This is a genomic window from Actinospineispora acaciae DSM 45401, from assembly GCF_000620785.1.
In the GTDB taxonomy this organism is placed as follows: domain Bacteria; phylum Actinomycetota; class Actinomycetes; order Mycobacteriales; family Pseudonocardiaceae; genus Pseudonocardia; species Pseudonocardia acaciae.
Map to the genome: position 1 here is coordinate 929,799 of NZ_JIAI01000001.1, position 16,925 is coordinate 946,723.

Genomic DNA, 16,925 nt, shown 5'->3' on the forward strand with positions numbered 1-16,925 from the left:
GGCGCTAGTTCGAGCCGCCGAGAAGCCGGCGTCGCAGCCCGGCCGGCCACCTGTGGACCGGCACGACGGCGGCCAGCGTCTCCCGGACCACCCGCTTGGCCTCGTACATCATCAGCATCGGCCCTCGGTAGTTCCGCCACAGCGTCCGGCGGCGCGAGTAGTGGTTCTCGAAGTCGGTGACGACGAACCCGGTGTGCCGCAGGTTCAGCGCGATCGTGATCCGCTTCTCGTTCCCCTGGTACGCCGTGACGTAGTGCGGCAGCGTCGCCGGGAACACCACCATCTTCCCGGGCAGCGGCTCGACCCGCAGGTCCTCTGCCTCCCGCGCCGGCGCGCAGGTCTGTCCGGACGTCTCCGGCGCCCGCCGGGAGATCGGCCTCGGCGTGCCGCTCATGTCCAGGAAGTGGGTGAACCCGCTGCTGATGGCGTCGGGGCTCTGCCCGCAGTCGACGTAGTACACGGCGGCCCACATGTTGACCCCACCGCCGTGCACGTGGGCCGCGACGTCGTCGCCGAGCTGGTTGACGTTCGCCCAGGCCTCGATGTCCCAGCCGTCGAGCAGCTCCTCCTCGGGGTCGACGACCGTCTCGCGGACCACCGACCGCAGCATCGCGCGCATCCGGTCGAGCAGCTCGTCGATCGCCGGGTCGCCCCACAGCTGCAGGTCGCGCTCGGACTGCCAGCCGCCGCAGTTGGACTTCTTCAGCCCGGGCGTGACCGCCATCTTGTCCAGCACCACCTGCCGCAGCCGCGCGTTCAGCTCCGCGTGGTCCTCCCAGACGTGGCTGAACACGGGGCTGGTGCCGATCCGGGACCGGCTCAGGCGCAGGCCCGGCTCGGAGGAAGTGAGGTCGTCGATGCTCACCGCGAGGATCCCCATCTCGTCGAGCCGGGATCCCGGCCGGTTGGTGTTATATCTTTACACCGCCCCGGCCGGGGCTCGTCACCGGGCTACCTCGTGCTGGCCAGCGTGTCCGAGGTCAGGTCCACGTCCTTCGTCTCCGGCCCGCGCAGGGCGCCGACCAGCAGCAACAGGCCGCCGATCACGTAGACCACCGCCGTGGTGTACCGCTGTGGCATGAACTCCGCGAGCAGGCCCTCGTAGAACGCGTAGAACGAGGCGACGATCAACGCCATGCTGTAGCCGACGCCGTACCCGGTAGCCCGCAGGTCGGTGCGGAACCGTTCGGACAGGTACGAGGCGGTGCTGCCGAAACAGCAGATCGCGGACAGGAACAGCCCGGCCGTGAGCAGCACCCGGCCCACGAACGAGGTGGTCAGGTTGGACACCAGCACGCAGTAGAACGCCGGCGCCACGGTGGCCGCCACGATCCCGCACAGGGACAGGAACCGGCGCCGGCCGATCCGCTGGCTCAGCGCGCCGCACAGCGGGTACGCGGCGATCAGCACCACTTCGGCGATCACCAGCACCGCGGTGGCGCTCTCCGGCGTGATGTCGTCCAGTGCGCGCAGCGCGACGGGGTACGACGCCGAGGTGGCGTTGCCGCACAGCCAGGCCCCGGACATCAGGATGAGCACCTGGCGCAGGCTGCGCGCGGAGTCGCCGCGCAGCAGCTGCGCCAGCGGGCTCGGGCCCTTGCGCGCGCCGCGCTCGCGCCAGGCCGGGGACTCGTCCACGGTCCGCTGGTAGTAGTAGGCGAACGCGAACGTGACGATCGCGCCGATCAGCACCGGGATGCGCCAGCCCCACTGCTGGTAGGCGCCCTGCTCGGACAGCCGCGAGTTCAGCGCCTGCACCGAGAACGTGACCGCCGAGACCGTGCAGAACGCGATCGGGAAGCCCATCGTGATCAGGCCCCCGTACAGCCCGCGCTTGGGTTTCGGGCTGCTCTCCATGGCCAGCGGCACCGCCCCGGTGTACTGGCCGCCCAGGAACACGCCGGTCACCAGGCGCAGCAGGATCAGCCCGATCATGGCGCCGATGCCGAGCAGCTGGTAGCCGGGCATCAGCGCGAGCGCCAGCGTGCCGACGCCGCTGCCGTACATCGCGATCAGGGTGGCCCGGCGCCGGCCCAGCGAGTCGGCGATCGAGCCGAAGATCACCGCGCCGAGCGGGCGGCCGAGCAGGGTGGCCGCGAAGACCATGCCGTTGAGCAGCGCGACGGTGCCCGGGGACAGCGACGAGGAGGGCATGAAGTACGACAGCGCCGGCCCGACCGCGACGACCGGCAGGTAGATGTCGTAGCTGTCCACCGCGAAGCCCATCGAGGCGCCTCGGGTGGCCCGCCGGCCCTGCGCGATGGACGGCGTGGGCGGCGACGACGGCTCGGACGACGGCACTGTCGTTGGGTTCATGGTCAGCCTCCGAGTGGCGTGGGCGAGGTGGGGAGTTCGGACAGCCAGCCGTGCAGCACGGCGGGGAAATCGACGATCTCTTCCATCGGGTAGTGGCCGATCCCGTCGAGCACGGTGAACCGGGCGCCGGTGATCCGGTCGGCGGTGGCCTCGGCGGACGCCGGGTTCATCCAGAAGTCGTCGGCGCCGACCAGCAGGTGCACCGGGCAGGTGATGCCGGTGAGCCGGTCGCGCAGGTCGTGGCGGTTCCAGGCGATGAGGTCCGAGGTGGACACCTGGGGGTCCTCGCGCCGGTGCATCTCGGCGATGACCTCCCGGCGCGCGGCGTCGACGGACGCGCCGCAGGCCAGCAGCGTCCCGTAGTAGGTGCGGTCGCTGCGGCTGGGCGACACCGCGTCCTCCATCGCGCGCAGCAGGCCGGCGTCGGACTGGCCGTCGGTGTTGTGGGCGTCCGCGGCCATGGTCACCACGCCGGCCAGCTCGCCCGGTATCCGGGTGGCGATGTCCAGCGCGATCTTGCCGCCGATCGAGCAGCCCACGACGTACGGCCGCGTCACGGACAGCGTGCGCAGCAGGTCCACGCAGAAGGCGGCGTAGACACCCAGGTCGGTGACCGGGCCGTCGGCCGGCAGCTCGGAGCGGCCGTGCCCCGGCAGGTCCGGGACGATCACCTGGTAGCCGAGGTCGGCCAGGCCGGCGATCGAGTGCCGCCACTGCACGCCGCTCTGGCCGGCGGAGTGGATGCACAACAGCGGCCGGCCCTGCCCGTAGGTCTCCACGAACGCCATCCGGCCGTTCACGGTGAGGTAGCGGGAGGTTCCGATTACCTGGGCTTTCATTGGCTCCGCTCCTCGGCCACCAGCTCGCGGGCCGCGTCGATCAACAGGTGCACCGGCTTGGTCAGCTGCAGGTAGACGTAGGCGTCGCCCTGCACCCGGAACTGGCCGCGCAGGGCGCGGACCATCAGGTCGTTGCGCGGGCCGGTGAACAGCTCGGTCCAGAACAGCTCGTCGCCGCGCAGGGTGAAGCTGGCGCCGCGCGGGGTGCGGGCGGCCACCTCGATGATCTTGCCCCGGTAGATCCGGAACTGGACCTCGTCGCGCTCGGTGGCCAGCCCGATGGCGCCGTCGAACAGCTGGGTCGCGCCGGCGAACTCCGTGTTCGCGGCCAGCCGGTCGGCCACCGCCCGCGCCCAGCGCGGCGTCAACGGCGCGTTGCCGGCGGGATCCTGGTCCGAGGGTTGCCCCTGCCTGGCCCTGACCAGGAAGGCGCTGGTGCCGCGCTGGAGCAGGTGCCCCTGGTCGTCGCGCAGCTCGATCTGCCGGTTCACCACGCCCTCGGCGCCGTCGGAGCGCCGCCGGCACCCGGTCACGACGGTGCTGAACCGCAGCTTCATGCCCACCGTGACCGGCGCGAGGTAGCGCCAGTTCGTGTCCAGCAGCGCGATCGCGCTGTCCTCCACCACGCCGCTGTCGAAGAGCAGCCCGAAATAGCGGGCTATCCCCCACGGGCCGTGCGCGATCGGCCCGTCGAACCGTTCGTCCGCTCCCCCGTCGGCGGTGTGCATCGGATGCCGGTCGCCGGAGACCCTGGCGAAGTCGGTGAGGTCGTCCGACGACACCGCGAACTCGGCGCTCTCGAACCGTTGCCCCAGGTAGAAATCTTCGAAGAAGAGTGAATTCGACACCACGCATTCCGATCCTCGGCGGGCGGCCGGCGCACGCGCGACCGACGCTTGCCGACTCTCACCGTCCGGTGAACGTACGTTCGTGCCGAGGACCGTAACGAGAGGGGCGGGCTTCGTCAACACCGGCTCTTGGCGTGCGAGAACTTGACATCCGGTGCGGTGAGATAGAGCATCACGCCATGGACGATCGTTCACCGAAGGCTCGCGACAGCGCGCTGGTATCCCGGGACCGGCTGTATATCGGCGCGTTGGAGGCGTTCGCCGAGCGAGGTTTTCACGGCGCCTCGATGCGGGACATCGCGAGCCGGTCCGGAATGGCGCTGGGCAACCTGTACAACCACACGTCGTCCAAGGCCGAGCTGCTGGTCCAACTGCTCAAGCGCGCCACCTACGACCATCTGGCCGACACCGAGTGGGCCGTTTCGGCGGCCGGCCCGGATCCCCGCGACCAGTTCGTCGCCGCCGTGCGGGCCTATGTCCGTTTCATCCTGGACCGGCCGCTCGAATCGATGATCGCGCACAGTGAGGTCCGCTATCTCGGCGAGGACGACCGCAAGCGGCTGGTGATCGCCAGGGACCGGCTGGAGGCGATCTTCGGCAACATCGTGCACGAGGGCGTCCGCACCGGCGTGTTCACCACCCCGCACCCGGATGAGGTCACCAAGGCTGTGCTGCCGATGTGCTCGGGCATCGCGAACTGGTACCGGCCGGACGGCCCGCTGAGCAAGGACGAGGTCTGCGAGCGGTTCGCCACCTACGCGGCCGCCGTGGTGCAGCCGGTCGCGAGGAGCGCGTCATGACCACCCTCTACGCCTCACTGGCGCGCACCGCCGCCGAGTGGCCCGAGCGGCCGGCGCTGGTCGACTGCGCCGAGCCGGCCAATGGCGCCACCCAGACCTACCGTGAGCTGCTCGCCGACGTCGACGCCCTGGCCGGCGGGCTGCGCGAGCTCGGGTTCGACCGGGGTGACGCGATAGCGGTCTGGCTGCCGAACTGCCTGCCGTGGCCCCGGCTGCTGTTCGCCGCCGCCAAGCTCGGCGTGCTGGTGGTGCCGCTGAACACCCGCTACCGGCCCAAGGAGCTGTACCACCTGCTCGCCACCAGCCAGGCGAAGGCGCTGGTCTACGCCCCGAAGTTCGAGACAGTCGACTTCGGCTCGCGGCTGGAGGAGGTGTGGGCCGCCGGCGGCGAGCTGCCCCTGCGCTGGCTGGTCACCGTGGGCCAGGACAAGCGGGCCGAGCGGGCCGGCGCGCCCGACTGGCTGACCACCGTGCCCCTCACCGAGCTGCACCGGTCCGCGACGCCCGAGCTGGCCGAGCCCGGCGACCCGCTGGTCGTGTTCGGCACCTCCGGGACCACCTCCGCGCCGAAGCTCGCGGTCCACACCCACGCCTCCATCGGCGCGCACATGCCCGCCGTGGCGCGGGCGATCGGCCTGGGCCCGGACCAGACCCAGCTGTGCGTGCTGCCGCTGGGCGGCGTGTTCGGGTTCGTCCCGTTCGTGGCAGGCATCCTCGGCGGCACGCCGTCGGTGCTGTTGCCGGTCTTCGACTCCGCGCGGGTCCGCGACGCGCTCGCCCGGCACCGCGCCACGTTCATGACCTGCGCCGAAGGCCCGCTGCGCGAGCTGCTCGCGGACCCGTCGCTGGCCGAGGCGGGCGGGCACCTGGCGAAGACGGTCACCGGCGGGGTCGCGATCGACGACATCGTCGCGGCGGCCGCCCCGCACGGCATCTCGGCGATGAACGTCTACGGCTCCTCCGAGGTGCTGGCCTACGCCGCGACCTGGTCGTTCGACGCGTCGCCCGAGCAGCGCACGGTCCCGGGCGGCCGGCTGGTGGCGCCCGGCTTCCAGGTGCGCGTGATGTCCGCCGAGGACCCGTCGCGTCCCTCGGCCGAGGGCGAGTACGGCGAGCTGCAGTTCCGGGGGCCGACGGTGTTCGCCGGCTACTTGGCCAACGAGGCCGCCACCGCGAAGGCGTTCACCTCGGACGGCTGGTACCGCAGCGGGGACTTCGGCCTGGAGCTGCCCGACGAGGGTGCCGGCCAGGCCTTCCAGTTCCGGTCACGGCTCGACGACAAGCTGCGGCTGCGCGGCTACCTGGTGAACCCCTCGGACATCGAGACGGCGCTGCACGAGCACCCGGCGGTCGACATGGCGCAGCTGGTCGGCGTGCGCGACCAGCACACCGGTGACCACCTGCCCGTCGCGTTCGTCCGGCTCGTTCCCGGCGGAAGCGCGACCGCGGACGAGCTGCTGGAGCACTGCCGGGCCCGGCTGGCCAGCTTCAAGGTGCCGGATCTTGTGGAGATCGTCGCCGCGTTCCCTACCACCCCGAGCGCGAACGGTGACAAGGTTCGTAAGGAAGAGCTACGGAGAAAGGCGGCGACCCTCTTGACCGAGAAGGCCCAGACGAGCAAGCCCGCGCCGGAGGTCCGTTCGGACATCGCGCTGGCCACCACCGACCGGGTGTCGGTGCACGGCATCGACCTGCCCAACGACATCCTCGGCAAGGTCAACGTGGGCGACTTTGCCTACCTGGAGCTGTTCCGGCGGCTGCCGTCGCAGTCCGAGTCGGTGGTGTTCAACGCGCTCGTGGTGGCGCTCATCGAGCACGGCCTGACGCCGAACGCGCTGGCCAGCAGGCTGACCTACCAGGGCGCGCCGGAGTCGCTGCAGGGCGCGGTGGCGGCCGGGCTGCTCGGGCTGGGCAACCGGTTCGTCGGCACCATGGAGGGCGCCGCGCGGCTGTGCCAGGAGCACGCCGACGAGCCCGGCTGGCGCGACGACCCCGCGCAGCTCGACCAGCTCGCGGAGAAGATCGTGGCCGAGCACGCCGAAGCCGGCCGGTTCGTCCCCGGGATCGGGCACGGCCTGCACAAGCCCGTCGACCCCAGGGCCGAGCGGCTGTTCGAGATCGCCAACGAGCAGGGCCTCGACCCGGCGAACGAGAAGCTGATCCGGGCCATCTCGGCGGCCGCGCAGCGGCGCAGCGGCAAGGTGCTTCCGGTCAACGTCACCGGCGCGATCGGCGCCATCGCCAGCACCCTCGGCGTGCCGTGGGCCGTCGTCAGAGGCCTGGGCGTGATGGCGCGCGCGATCGGCCTGGTCGGGCACCTCCTGGAGGAGCGCGAGCGGCCGCTGGCCCTGAACGTCTGGGCGGAGGCCGAGCGCAAGTCCATGGCGCACCTGCGGCACCCCGAACGGCCGTGACGGCTTCAGGCTGGCGGCGCACGGTCGCCTCGGTGTTCGAAGGGGTGGACACCGGGCTGCGGATCCAGGACGTCGACGTCTCGGCGCCCGGGCCGGACGAGGTGCTGCTCACCGTCGCGGCCTGCGGCGCCTGCCACAGCGACGTGCACAAGCTGGAGGGCCACGGCACGGTGGCGCCGCCGTGCGTGCTCGGCCACGAGCTGTCCGGCACGCTCGCCGAGGTGGGCGCCTCGGTCACCGGGCTGCGGCCCGGCGACCGGGTGGCGTGCTCGTTCATGGTGCCGTGCGGGGGGTGTGCGGCGTGCACTGCCGGCGCGCAGGACGACTGCGGCCCGTTCCGCTCCGCCATGCAGCGCGACGGGCTGCGGTTCGACGGCTCGTACCGGTACCAGCTCCCCGACGGCACCGGGCTGCGGGCCTCCGGGGTCGGCGGGCTGTCCCGCCAGGTCGTGCTGCCGGCCACCGCGGTGTTCGCCCTCCCCGACGGGTGGCCGCGGCGGTGGCCGCTGGCGGACGTCGCGGTGCTCGGCTGCGCGGGGCTGACCGCGTACGGCGCCGTGCACCGGGCCGCGCGCGGCACCGAGGGCGAGCGGGTGGTGGTGCTCGGCGCCGGCGGGGTCGGGCTGTGCGTGGTCGCGCTGGCGGCCCACGACAAGGCGTCCGGTGTGGTGGCCGTCGACCTGCGCGCGGACGCCCTGGGCGCCGCCCGAGACTTCGGCGCGGTCGCCGCGCTGGACGGCACCGCGCCCGACCTGGCCGACTCGGTGCGAGACGCGCTGGGCGGCGACCCGGACGTCGTGTTCGACACCGTCGGCACCCCGGGCAGCCTGTCGCAGGCGCAGCGGCTGCTCGCGGTCGGCGGCCGCGTCGTGGTCACCGGCCTCGGCGGCACCGGCGGCCCGGGCCTGATCGAGGGGCTGCCGGCGTTCGTGCGCCGCAAGCTGTCGATCATCGGCTCGTACGCGGGGCGGCCGGACGAGGACATGCCCCGGTTGCTGGCCGCGGTGCGGGCCGGCGCGCTGGACCCGTCCCGGCTCATCTCCGCCCGCTACCCGTTCGAGGACGCCGCCCAGGCCTACGCGGACGTCGCGGCCGGGAAGATCGTCGGGAGGGCGCTCATCGAGTTCTGAGGCCTGTGGAGGATCGCACGACGAGTTCCCAGGTGTGAAGCGGGACCGGGCCAGCGGCGGGAGGCCCGAGGGCGATCGTGCCGAGTAGGCGACCTTGGTCGTGCAGGGACTGACGGACAGTGGTCAGTGACGGGGTGGCGCCGGACGCGTGTGGGTTGTCGTCGAACCCCAGGATGGAGAGGTCCGCCGGCACGGCTCGGCGGAGTTCGGCGGCGGCCTGGAGCGCACCGAAGGCGAGTTCGTCGCTCATCGCGAGGATTGCGGTAGTTCCGGGATTGTCGCGCAGGACGGCGCGGGCGGCGTCGCGGCCACTCTCGCGGCTGTTCGTCGGGACCTCGTAGACGGGCGTGAGACTCCAGTCGTGCCCCGCGTCGCGGTATGCGGCCGCGTAGCCGGCCAGACGCTCCCGTGTAACGCGGAAGCTTGCGGCAGCCTGCTGGGAAAGGTCCACCGGACGGACGCCGTGACGGGTGCCGCCCAGCGGAAAAGAGATCACCGCCAGATTGCGGTGACCGCGCTCGAGCAGGTGGTATGCCGCCGCCTCGGCGGCTGCGCGGTCGTCGATGCCGACGAAGATCCGCCCGGGTAGTTGCGGCCCACCGTTCGTGAGTATCGGCAGGTTCCGCCGCAGGCCGGCGTCTACCAGCGGGTGGTCATCGGGCAGGGCGAACAACACGAGTGCGTCGACGGCCGCGACCTGGATCAGGGCCGTGTCCGCTGCCGACCCGGTGGTCGGTACCAGGTGCAGCCCGACCTCGTGTGCGCCGCAGGCATGCGCGAGTCCCTTCAGGAACGCAACCGCGCCGGGGTCGTCGAACGCATAGGCCAGGCTCTCGCCGAGGACGACTCCCAGGGCGCCGGCCCGCCCGCGACGCAACGACCGGGCGGTGGGATGTGGCCCGGGGTAGCCGAGGCCCTCGGCCGTGGCGAAGATGCGCTCCCGCAGGTCGGAGGAGAGCTTCTCGGGCCTGTTGTAGGCGTTCGAGACGGTCATCACCGAGACGCCCACGGCCGTGGCCACGGTGGCGAGCGTTGGTCGTGAAGGGCTGGCCACTGCGGAAGTGTATCGATAAACTCTCGCAGAATATCGATATACCTCATGGAGGAGGACTCCATGTTCCGTGCGGTCGTGGTCGGTGCCGGCATGGCCGCGGACTTCTGGCTGCCTCCGCTGTGTGCCCGTGACGATGTCCAGATCACCGCCATCGTCGAGATCGATCCGGCCCGGGGAAGCTCGCTCATCGAGCGGTACGGCCTGGGCTGCGAACAGTACCCTCAGGTGGCGACGGCCGTCACGGAGACCGATGCCAACCTGGTCGTCAACCTCACGCCTCCGGCGGCGCACCGCGCCGTCGCCGAGGAGGCCCTGGCCGCCGGGTGCGATGTGTTCGGGGAGAAGCCGGTGGCCGAGTCGCTCGCCGATGCCCGCGCGATCACCGCCTCGGCCCGAGCGGCCGGCCGACGCTACATCGTGATGCAGAACCGACGATTCGCGCCCGGAATGCGAGCATTGCGGGAGGGCATTGCGGCGGGTTTGATCGGCCGGCCCACCTTCGTATGTGCCGACATGTTCGTCGCGCCGCACCACTACGGGGGCTTCCGGGAAGAGACGATGGAGCACCCACTGCTGCTCGACATGGCCATTCACACCTTCGACCAGGCGCGCTTCCTCATCGGCGCCGACCCGGTTTCGGTGTACTGCCATGAGTTCAACCCTGCCGGCTCGTGGTACCTGGGCAACGCCGCCGCGAGTTGTGTGTTCGAGTTTGGTGACGGAACGGTGTTCTCCTATCGCGGATCGTGGGTGGGCGAGGGGTGCGCCACCTCCTTTGACGCCACATGGCGCGTGACCGGGACGGCAGGCAGCGTGCTCTGGGACGGAGTTGGCGCGCCCCGTGGGGAGGCCGCTCTCCGGTCCGATTCGCGGTATTTCTGGCCCACCGAACGAGTTGGGTGGCCGAATCCGGAACTGGATCGTGACGCCACGCATCACAGCGAAGCGATCGAGGCCACGCTCAACACCCTCCGTGCGGGTGGTTGTCCAGAAACGGACAGCGCCGACAACATCCCCAGCTTGGCGATGGCCCTGGCCGCGATCATCAGCGGCCGCGAACGCCGGCTGGTGTCGCTCCCCCGGTGATGCTTCGCACGTCGTGCGGTGGTGGAGAGGTTCCTGAGCTGCTGGAAGGACTGCCTCCATAGCGTGAGGGCATCGTAGATGCTGTCATGATGCATTAGACGGATGCCGAGCCCGGTGGTCCACTGGATCCCCGTGAGGTCACAGGTCCAGGAGCGACGGAGCGCGGCGCCGGTCGTCGCCGCCGAGCCGAGGCGTCTTCCGTCGGTCGTGCTCAAGTTCGTCATGGCGGTCAGCGGCGCCGCGATGCTGCTGTTCCTGCTGGGACACATGCTCGGCAACCTGAAGATCTTTCTCGGGGCCGAGGCGCTGAACGCGTACGGCGCGTGGCTGCGCACGCTGCTGGAGCCGGCGGTGCCCTACGAAGGCACCCTGTGGCTGCTCCGGCTCGGGCTGGTCGCGGCGGTGCTGGCGCACATCTGGTCGGCGGTGCTGCTGACGCTGCGCGCGCGGCGGGCACGGCCGGTCAGGTACGCGGTGCGCAACAAGGTGCCGGGCAGCTACGCCGCGCGCACCATGCGCTGGGGCGGCGTGATCATCGCGCTGTTCGTGGTCTACCACCTGCTCGACCTGACCACCGGCACGCTGAACCCGCACGGCCAGCACCTGCAGGTGTACCAGAACCTGGAGGCCGACTTCGCCCCCGGGCGCTGGTACGTCACGGTGTTCTACGTCCTCGCCGTGGTGGCCGTCGGGTTCCACGTGCGGCACGGCCTGTGGAGCGCGCTGCAGACCCTGGGCTGGTCCAACGCCGCCCGGCAGCGCTCGCTCAAGCGCGTGTCCACCGGGTTCGCCGCCGTCCTCACCGCCGGCTTCCTCGTTGTCCCGCTCGCCGTCACCTTCGGATTGGTCTGAGCATGTCGTACTTCGACTACACGGTTGGTTCACCGGTCGCCGACACCGCCGCCCCGGACGGACCCGTCGAGACCCGCTGGGAGCGACGCCGGTTCGGGGTGAAGCTGGTCAACCCGGCCAACAAGCGCAAGATGCGCGTCATCGTGGTCGGCACCGGGCTGGCCGGCGCGTCCGCCGGCGCCTCGCTGGCCGAGCTGGGCTACCACGTCAGCTCGTTCTGCTACCAGGACAGCCCCCGGCGGGCGCACTCCATCGCCGCGCAGGGCGGCATCAACGCCGCGAAGAACTACCGCAACGACGGCGACAGCGTGTTCCGGCTGTTCTACGACACGGTCAAGGGCGGCGACTTCCGGGCGCGGGAGTCGAACGTGTACCGGCTGGCCGAGATCAGCCGGCAGATCATCGACCAGTGCGTGGCGCAGGGCGTGCCGTTCGCGCGCGAGTACGGCGGGCTGCTCGACACGCGCTCGTTCGGCGGCGTGCAGGTGTCGCGGACCTTCTACGCGCGGGGGCAGACCGGCCAGCAGCTGCTGATCGGCGCCTACCAGGCCCTGGAGCGCCAGATCGACGCCGGCAACGTGGACATGTATCCGCGCCACGAGATGCTGGAGCTGATCACGGTGGCCGGCCGGGCCCGCGGCATCGTGGCCAGGGACCTGGTCACCGGCGAGATCGGCACGCACCTGGCGGACGCGGTGGTGCTGGCCTCCGGCGGCTACGGCAACGTCTTCTACCTGTCCACCAACGCCAAGGGCTGCAACGTCACGGCGAGCTGGCGGGCGCACCGCAAGGGCGCGCTGTTCGCCAACCCCTGCTACACCCAGATCCACCCGACCTGCATCCCGGTGTCCGGCGACCACCAGTCGAAGCTGACCCTGATGTCGGAGTCGCTGCGCAACGACGGGCGGGTGTGGGTGCCGCTGCGGCCCGGCGACGACCGCGCCCCGAACGACATCCCGCACGCCGAGCGGGACTACTTCCTGGAGCGGATGTACCCGTCGTTCGGCAACCTGGTGCCCCGCGACATCGCCAGCCGGGCGGCCAAGAAGGTGTGCGACGAGAAGCGCGGCGTCGGCCCCACCGGTCTGGGCGTGTACCTGGACTTCGACGACGCCATCCAGCGGCTGGGCCGCGACGCGGTGGCCGCCAAGTACGGGAACCTGTTCCAGATGTACCAGCGGATCACCGGCGAGGACCCGTACCGGGTGCCGATGCGGATCTTCCCGGCGGTGCACTACACCATGGGCGGGCTGTGGGTGGACTACGACCTGCAGACCACCATCCCCGGCCTGTACGCCGCCGGGGAGGCGAACTTCTCCGACCACGGCGCCAACCGGCTCGGCGCGTCCGCGCTGATGCAGGGCCTGGCCGACGGCTACTTCGTGCTGCCGGTGACCATCGGCGACTACCTGGCCGGCAACCGCCTCGACCCGGTCGACCCGGACGCGCCCGAGGTCCGGGAGGCCGAGCGGGCCGTGACCGACCGGATCGAGCGGCTGCTGGCCGTCGACGGGCACCGCACCGTCGACTCGTTCCACCGCGAGCTGGGCCACCTGATGTGGGACCACTGCGGCATGGAGCGCACCGAGGAGGGCCTGCGCAAGGCGCTGGAGCGCATCCCGGAGCTGCGCAGGGAGTTCTGGACGAACGTCTCGGTGCCCGGATCCGGCGCCAGCCTGAACCAGAGCCTGGAGAAGGCCGGCCGGGTCGCCGACTTCTTCGAGCTGGCCGAGCTGATGTGCCTGGACGCGCTGCACCGCACCGAGTCGTGCGGCGGCCACTTCCGCGCGGAGAGCCAGACCGAGGACGGCGAGGCCGAGCGCGACGACGAGAACTTCGCCTACGCGGCCGCCTGGGGGTACACCGGCGAGGGCCAGCCACCGGTGCTGCACAAAGAGCCGCTGACGTTCGACTACGTACACCCGACCAAGCGGAGCTACCGGTGAGACTCACCCTGCGGATCTGGCGGCAGGCAGCCGGCGACGAGAAGGGCCGGCTAAGGACCTACCAGGTGGACGACGCGTCCGAGGACATGTCGTTCCTGGAGCTGATCGACGTGCTCAACGAGACGCTGATCCTGCGCGGCGAGGAGCCGGTGGCGTTCGACCACGACTGCCGGGAGGGCATCTGCGGGGCGTGCAGCATGGTCATCGACGGCGTGCCGCACGGGCCGGAGAAGGCCACCACGACGTGCCAGCTGCACCTGCGGTCGTTCTCCGACGGCGACACCATCACCGTGGAGCCGTTCCGCGCCGGCGGGTTCCCGGTGGTCAAGGACCTGGTGGTGGACCGCTCGGCGTTCGACCGGATCATCGCGGCCGGCGGCTACATCACCGCGCCCACCGGGGCCGCCCCGGACGCGCACGCCATCCTGGTGCCCAAGGCGGCCGCCGACCGCTCCTTCGCGGCGGCCAACTGCATCGGCTGCGGCGCCTGCGTGGCCGCCTGCCCGAACGGCTCCGCCTCGCTGTTCCTGGGCGCCAAGATCACCCACCTCGGCGAGCTGCCGCAGGGGCAGCCCGAGCGCGACGAGCGAGTGGTGAAGATGGTCGCCGCGCACGACGAGAACGGCTTCGGCGGCTGCACCAACACCGGGGCGTGCACCGAGGTCTGCCCCAAGGAGATCCCGCTGGACGTGATCTCCCAGCTCAACCACGACTACCTGGCCGCGCGGCGCCGCTCGAAGTAGGTGTCGGTGTCGTACCAGCCCAGCAGCGCGCCGCCGTCCACGTCGACGGCCTGCCCGCACAGCATGTCGGCGCGGTCCGACGCCAGGTAGAGCACCATCTCGGCCTGGTCCTCCGGGGTGGCGAGGCGGCCGCGCGGGACGCTCTTGCGGCGGGCGTTCAGCGTGGCCTCGTCGGCCATCTCGGCGAGCATCGGGGTGAGCACCGGGCCGGGGCAGACCGCGTTGACGCTGATCCCGTCCGGGGCGGCCTCGTATGCCAGGTGCCGGGTGAACGCGACCAGGCCGGCCTTGCTCGCGGTGTAGCTTGCGCCGGCGTTGAAGCTGATCCGCTTGGCGGCCACCGACGCGATGTTGACGATCTTGCCGTAGCCCCGCTCGCGCATGCCGGGAAGCACCGCGCGGGAGCACAGGAACGGCCCCGTCAGGTTGACGTCCAGCACCCGCCGCCACGCCTCGGGGTCGGTCTCCTCGACGACCTGGGTGGTGGTGATCGCGGCGTTGTTCACCAGGATGTCGACGGTGCCCGCGTGCGCGACCAGGGCGTCCACCTGCGCCTCGTCGGTGACGTCCACGCCGAGCGAGCTGGCCTTCCCGCCCACCGAGGTGATCTCCTGGGCCGCGGCGGCGGCCGCTGCCTCGTCCAGGTCGGCGACGACCACCGTGGCGCCGCCGGCCGCGAAGCCGTGCGCGATGGCGTTGCCGATGCCTCGGGCGGCGCCGGTGACCACGGCGGTCCGCCCGTCGAACCGAAGCGGTGCGGGGTGTGACACGGGGCCTCCTCGGGGGGTCAGCGGACGAACCGGTCGGCGAAGTCGGCGCCCAGGCCCACCCGCTCGTAGTGCCGGCGGGCGTTGTCCAGCTTGCTGAACACGTCCTCCACCCCGGTCGGGTTGCCGTCCGGGTCGACGTAGATGTACGCGCCGGTGACGTGGAACAGCGTCACCATCTCCGCCACGCCGTCGGGCACCTCCAGGGTGTGGATGTCACCCGGCGGCTCGAAGGCGTAGCTGCCCTGCTCGGCCCACCAGTCGTGCTCCAGGTAGTGCCAGCGGCCGCGCAACGTGGTGGCGTGCACCGGGCCGGCGTGGCGGTGCCGGGACAGGATGCCGGAGCGGCGCACCCGCAGGATGTTCACGAAGTAGCCCTGGCTCACCGCGAACAGCAGCGGCCGGAACGACACGTCGGGCGCCTGCGGCACCCACAGCCGCTCGTCACAGTCCAGGTCGAGCGCGTTCAGCTCGACCAGATCCTCGACGGTTCCCGGCAGCAGCGGGCCTCGGTAGGCGACGGCCTCGTCGGATCGTGTCACGGTGACCTCCTTGACGTGTCGGATGGTGGTGGCGAGGACAGCGGCAGCACCGCGCTCAGCCCGGCGTCCACCGGCAGCACCACGCCGGTGATCCACCTCGCGGCAGGGCTGGCCAGGAAGAGCACGGCGTGCGCCGCGTCCCAGGCGTCGCCCTCGGTGCGCAGCGGCGCCACCTCGCGGCGGTACCTGCGCATCTCCGCGCTGGGTGCGCGGGCCGCGATCCGGGGCGTGTAGAGCTGGCCGGGGGCCACCGCGTTCACCCGGATCCCGTCCGGGCCGTGCTGGCCGGCCATGGCCCGGGTCAGGTTGTTCACCGCGCCCTTGGTGGTCGCGTAGCTCAGGTGCGGGTAGCCGCCGCCGAGCCCGGACACCGACCCCATGTTCACGATGGACCCGCCGCCGCGCGCCCGCATCAGCGGCACCGCGTGCTTGACAGTCGTCATCATGGCCGTGACGTTCACCCGCAGCGCCAGCTCCCAGGCCACCGGATCCAGGTCCTCCGCGGTACCGGTCGGCCCCACGATGCCGACGTTGTTGACCAGCACGTCCAGCCCGCCGAGCCGCTCCGCGCAGTCCCGGATCGCGGCGCCGAGCGCGTCCTGGTCCGCGACGTCGACGCCGACCGCGTGGCCGTCGGCACCCTCGGCGCGCACCAGCGCCAGCGTCTGCTCCGCCGCCTGCGCTCGTAGGTCGAGCACGGCCACCGACGCGCCGTAGCGGGCGAGCAGCACCGCGCAGGCCCGGCCGATGCCGACCCCCTCCCCCTCCGAACCGCCGCCGACGACGACCGCCACCCGCCCGCTCAGGTCGAACGCCGACTCACGCATCGGCCACCACCAGCGCCAGCGGGCCGGGAGCCGCTTTGATCGCGCCCAGCGCGCTGATCACGATCGACCGGGACAACGCGCCGGCCAGCCGGGCGTCGCGCTCGCGGTAGGCGCGCACCAGCCGGCGGTGGTCCTGCAGCGACAGCTCCGGGCGGCCGGGCTGGGACAGGCTGTGGTGGCGCAGCCGCAGCACGGCGACGCCCAGCGAGTCCAGGGTGCGCTTGAGCGTGAGGTCGCCCGCGACGTCGCCGGCGCGCTCGTGGAACGTCACGTTGTGCCAGAAGGACCCGGTCACATCGCCGGCGCGCACCGAGGCGTCCATCCGCGCGACCACGTCGTCGAGGGCCGCGAGCTGCGCGGCGTCGGCGCGCTCGGCGACCCGCTCGGACACCATCGCGTACAGCTCCCCGCGCAGCCGGTAGACCTCCTCCACCCTGGCCAGCTCCAGCACCGCCACCCGGGGCCGGCGCCGGGCCGGGATGGTGACCAGGCCCTCCTTCTCCAGCACCATCAGCGCCTCGCGCACCGGGGTGCGGCTGCTCTCGAAGCGCTTGGCCAACTCCACCGAGTTCAGGTCGGCCCCCGGGGCGAGGCGGCCCTCGATGATGTCCCGCGCCACCTCGGCGACGATCACCCCGACCCGCGAGTCGGCCCGGTCGTCCACCCCCAGCAACCGGCCGAGCACGGCGGCGCCGGCCGGTGCCAGGCCGGCCAGGCTGCGTTCGCTTTCTGTCGACACATTGCGAAGTATGCCGCACTAG

General features: G+C 71.7%; 16 protein-coding genes. 7 read left to right on the forward strand and 9 right to left on the reverse strand.

All coding sequences use genetic code 11. The annotated features are described in order from the left end of the window. Positions 1 to 4: 4 nt before the first annotated feature. The 4 genes from N912_RS0104545 to N912_RS59945 all read right to left on the reverse strand — a co-directional run bounded on the left by N912_RS0104545 (position 5) and on the right by N912_RS59945 (position 4,003). Entirely contained in the window at positions 5 to 865 is an 861-nt protein-coding gene (locus N912_RS0104545; protein ID WP_169747804.1) for a putative 2OG-Fe(II) oxygenase, read from the reverse strand. Between the two features lie 86 nt (positions 866 to 951). After that, complete coding sequence (locus tag N912_RS49425; RefSeq protein ID WP_037062798.1) at positions 952 to 2,316, reverse strand: MFS transporter; 1,365 nt, start codon at positions 2,314 to 2,316, stop codon at positions 952 to 954. Positions 2,317 to 2,318: 2 nt separating this feature from the next. Further along, positions 2,319 to 3,155 (reverse strand): alpha/beta fold hydrolase, encoded by an 837-nt coding sequence (locus N912_RS0104555; protein WP_028921510.1) that lies wholly within the window; start codon positions 3,153 to 3,155, stop codon positions 2,319 to 2,321. Further along, entirely contained in the window at positions 3,152 to 4,003 is an 852-nt protein-coding gene (locus N912_RS59945; RefSeq protein WP_169747805.1) for a MaoC/PaaZ C-terminal domain-containing protein, read from the reverse strand. Before N912_RS59945 ends, N912_RS0104555 begins: the two co-directional genes overlap by 4 nt. A 179-nt stretch (positions 4,004 to 4,182) precedes the next feature. Between N912_RS59945 and N912_RS0104565 the strand changes: the two genes are divergently transcribed. From N912_RS0104565 to N912_RS0104575, 3 genes are read left to right on the forward strand one after another with little or no spacing between them, the layout of a single operon-like run. Next, a complete protein-coding gene (locus tag N912_RS0104565; protein WP_028921511.1) occupies positions 4,183 to 4,803 on the forward strand; it encodes a TetR/AcrR family transcriptional regulator in 621 nt (206 codons plus the stop codon). Next, entirely contained in the window at positions 4,800 to 7,217 is a 2,418-nt protein-coding gene (locus tag N912_RS61805) for a citryl-CoA lyase (protein ID WP_084210582.1), read from the forward strand. Before N912_RS0104565 ends, N912_RS61805 begins: the two co-directional genes overlap by 4 nt. After that, positions 7,214 to 8,347 (forward strand): alcohol dehydrogenase catalytic domain-containing protein, encoded by a 1,134-nt coding sequence (locus N912_RS0104575; RefSeq protein WP_051579615.1) that lies wholly within the window; start codon positions 7,214 to 7,216, stop codon positions 8,345 to 8,347. Before N912_RS61805 ends, N912_RS0104575 begins: the two co-directional genes overlap by 4 nt. On the opposite strand, the gene N912_RS0104580 is transcribed toward N912_RS0104575, so the two are convergent. Beyond that, positions 8,334 to 9,368, reverse strand: coding sequence for a LacI family DNA-binding transcriptional regulator (locus N912_RS0104580; protein WP_051579617.1), 1,035 nt, complete (start codon positions 9,366 to 9,368; stop codon positions 8,334 to 8,336). The two genes, N912_RS0104575 and N912_RS0104580, sit on opposite strands and share 14 nt — an antisense overlap. 93 nt (positions 9,369 to 9,461) lie before the next feature. On the opposite strand from N912_RS0104580, the gene N912_RS0104585 reads away from it, so the two are divergent. The 4 genes from N912_RS0104585 (at position 9,462) to N912_RS0104600 (ending at position 14,028) form a co-directional block, all read left to right on the forward strand. Then, the gene (locus N912_RS0104585) at positions 9,462 to 10,487 is read left to right on the forward strand and encodes a Gfo/Idh/MocA family protein (RefSeq protein WP_169747806.1); all 1,026 of its coding nucleotides are present in this window, start codon (positions 9,462 to 9,464) and stop codon (positions 10,485 to 10,487) included. Positions 10,488 to 10,619: 132 nt separating this feature from the next. After that, positions 10,620 to 11,339 carry a succinate dehydrogenase cytochrome b subunit gene (locus N912_RS0104590; protein ID WP_245645176.1) on the forward strand — a complete coding sequence of 240 codons (720 nt, stop codon included), beginning with the start codon at positions 10,620 to 10,622 and terminating at the stop codon, positions 11,337 to 11,339. Between the two features lie 2 nt (positions 11,340 to 11,341). Continuing rightward, entirely contained in the window at positions 11,342 to 13,285 is a 1,944-nt protein-coding gene (locus N912_RS0104595; RefSeq protein WP_028921517.1) for a fumarate reductase/succinate dehydrogenase flavoprotein subunit, read from the forward strand. Further along, positions 13,282 to 14,028: a succinate dehydrogenase/fumarate reductase iron-sulfur subunit gene (locus N912_RS0104600; RefSeq protein ID WP_028921518.1), complete on the forward strand. Its 747-nt coding sequence runs from the start codon at positions 13,282 to 13,284 to the stop codon at positions 14,026 to 14,028. The genes N912_RS0104595 and N912_RS0104600 overlap by 4 nt, the downstream gene beginning before the upstream one ends. On the opposite strand, the gene N912_RS49435 is transcribed toward N912_RS0104600, so the two are convergent. The 4 genes from N912_RS49435 to N912_RS49440 are packed head-to-tail and all read right to left on the reverse strand — an operon-like array spanning position 13,998 to position 16,903. Beyond that, positions 13,998 to 14,798 carry an SDR family NAD(P)-dependent oxidoreductase gene (locus N912_RS49435; RefSeq protein WP_051579622.1) on the reverse strand — a complete coding sequence of 267 codons (801 nt, stop codon included), beginning with the start codon at positions 14,796 to 14,798 and terminating at the stop codon, positions 13,998 to 14,000. The two genes, N912_RS0104600 and N912_RS49435, sit on opposite strands and share 31 nt — an antisense overlap. A gap of 17 nt (positions 14,799 to 14,815) precedes the next feature. Beyond that, positions 14,816 to 15,337 carry a 2,4'-dihydroxyacetophenone dioxygenase family protein gene (locus N912_RS0104610; RefSeq protein WP_028921519.1) on the reverse strand — a complete coding sequence of 174 codons (522 nt, stop codon included), beginning with the start codon at positions 15,335 to 15,337 and terminating at the stop codon, positions 14,816 to 14,818. Next, positions 15,334 to 16,164, reverse strand: coding sequence for an SDR family NAD(P)-dependent oxidoreductase (locus N912_RS0104615; protein ID WP_028921520.1), 831 nt, complete (start codon positions 16,162 to 16,164; stop codon positions 15,334 to 15,336). Before N912_RS0104615 ends, N912_RS0104610 begins: the two co-directional genes overlap by 4 nt. After that, a complete protein-coding gene (locus N912_RS49440; protein ID WP_245645177.1) occupies positions 16,157 to 16,903 on the reverse strand; it encodes a GntR family transcriptional regulator in 747 nt (248 codons plus the stop codon). The genes N912_RS0104615 and N912_RS49440 overlap by 8 nt, the downstream gene beginning before the upstream one ends. Positions 16,904 to 16,925 lie beyond the last annotated feature (22 nt).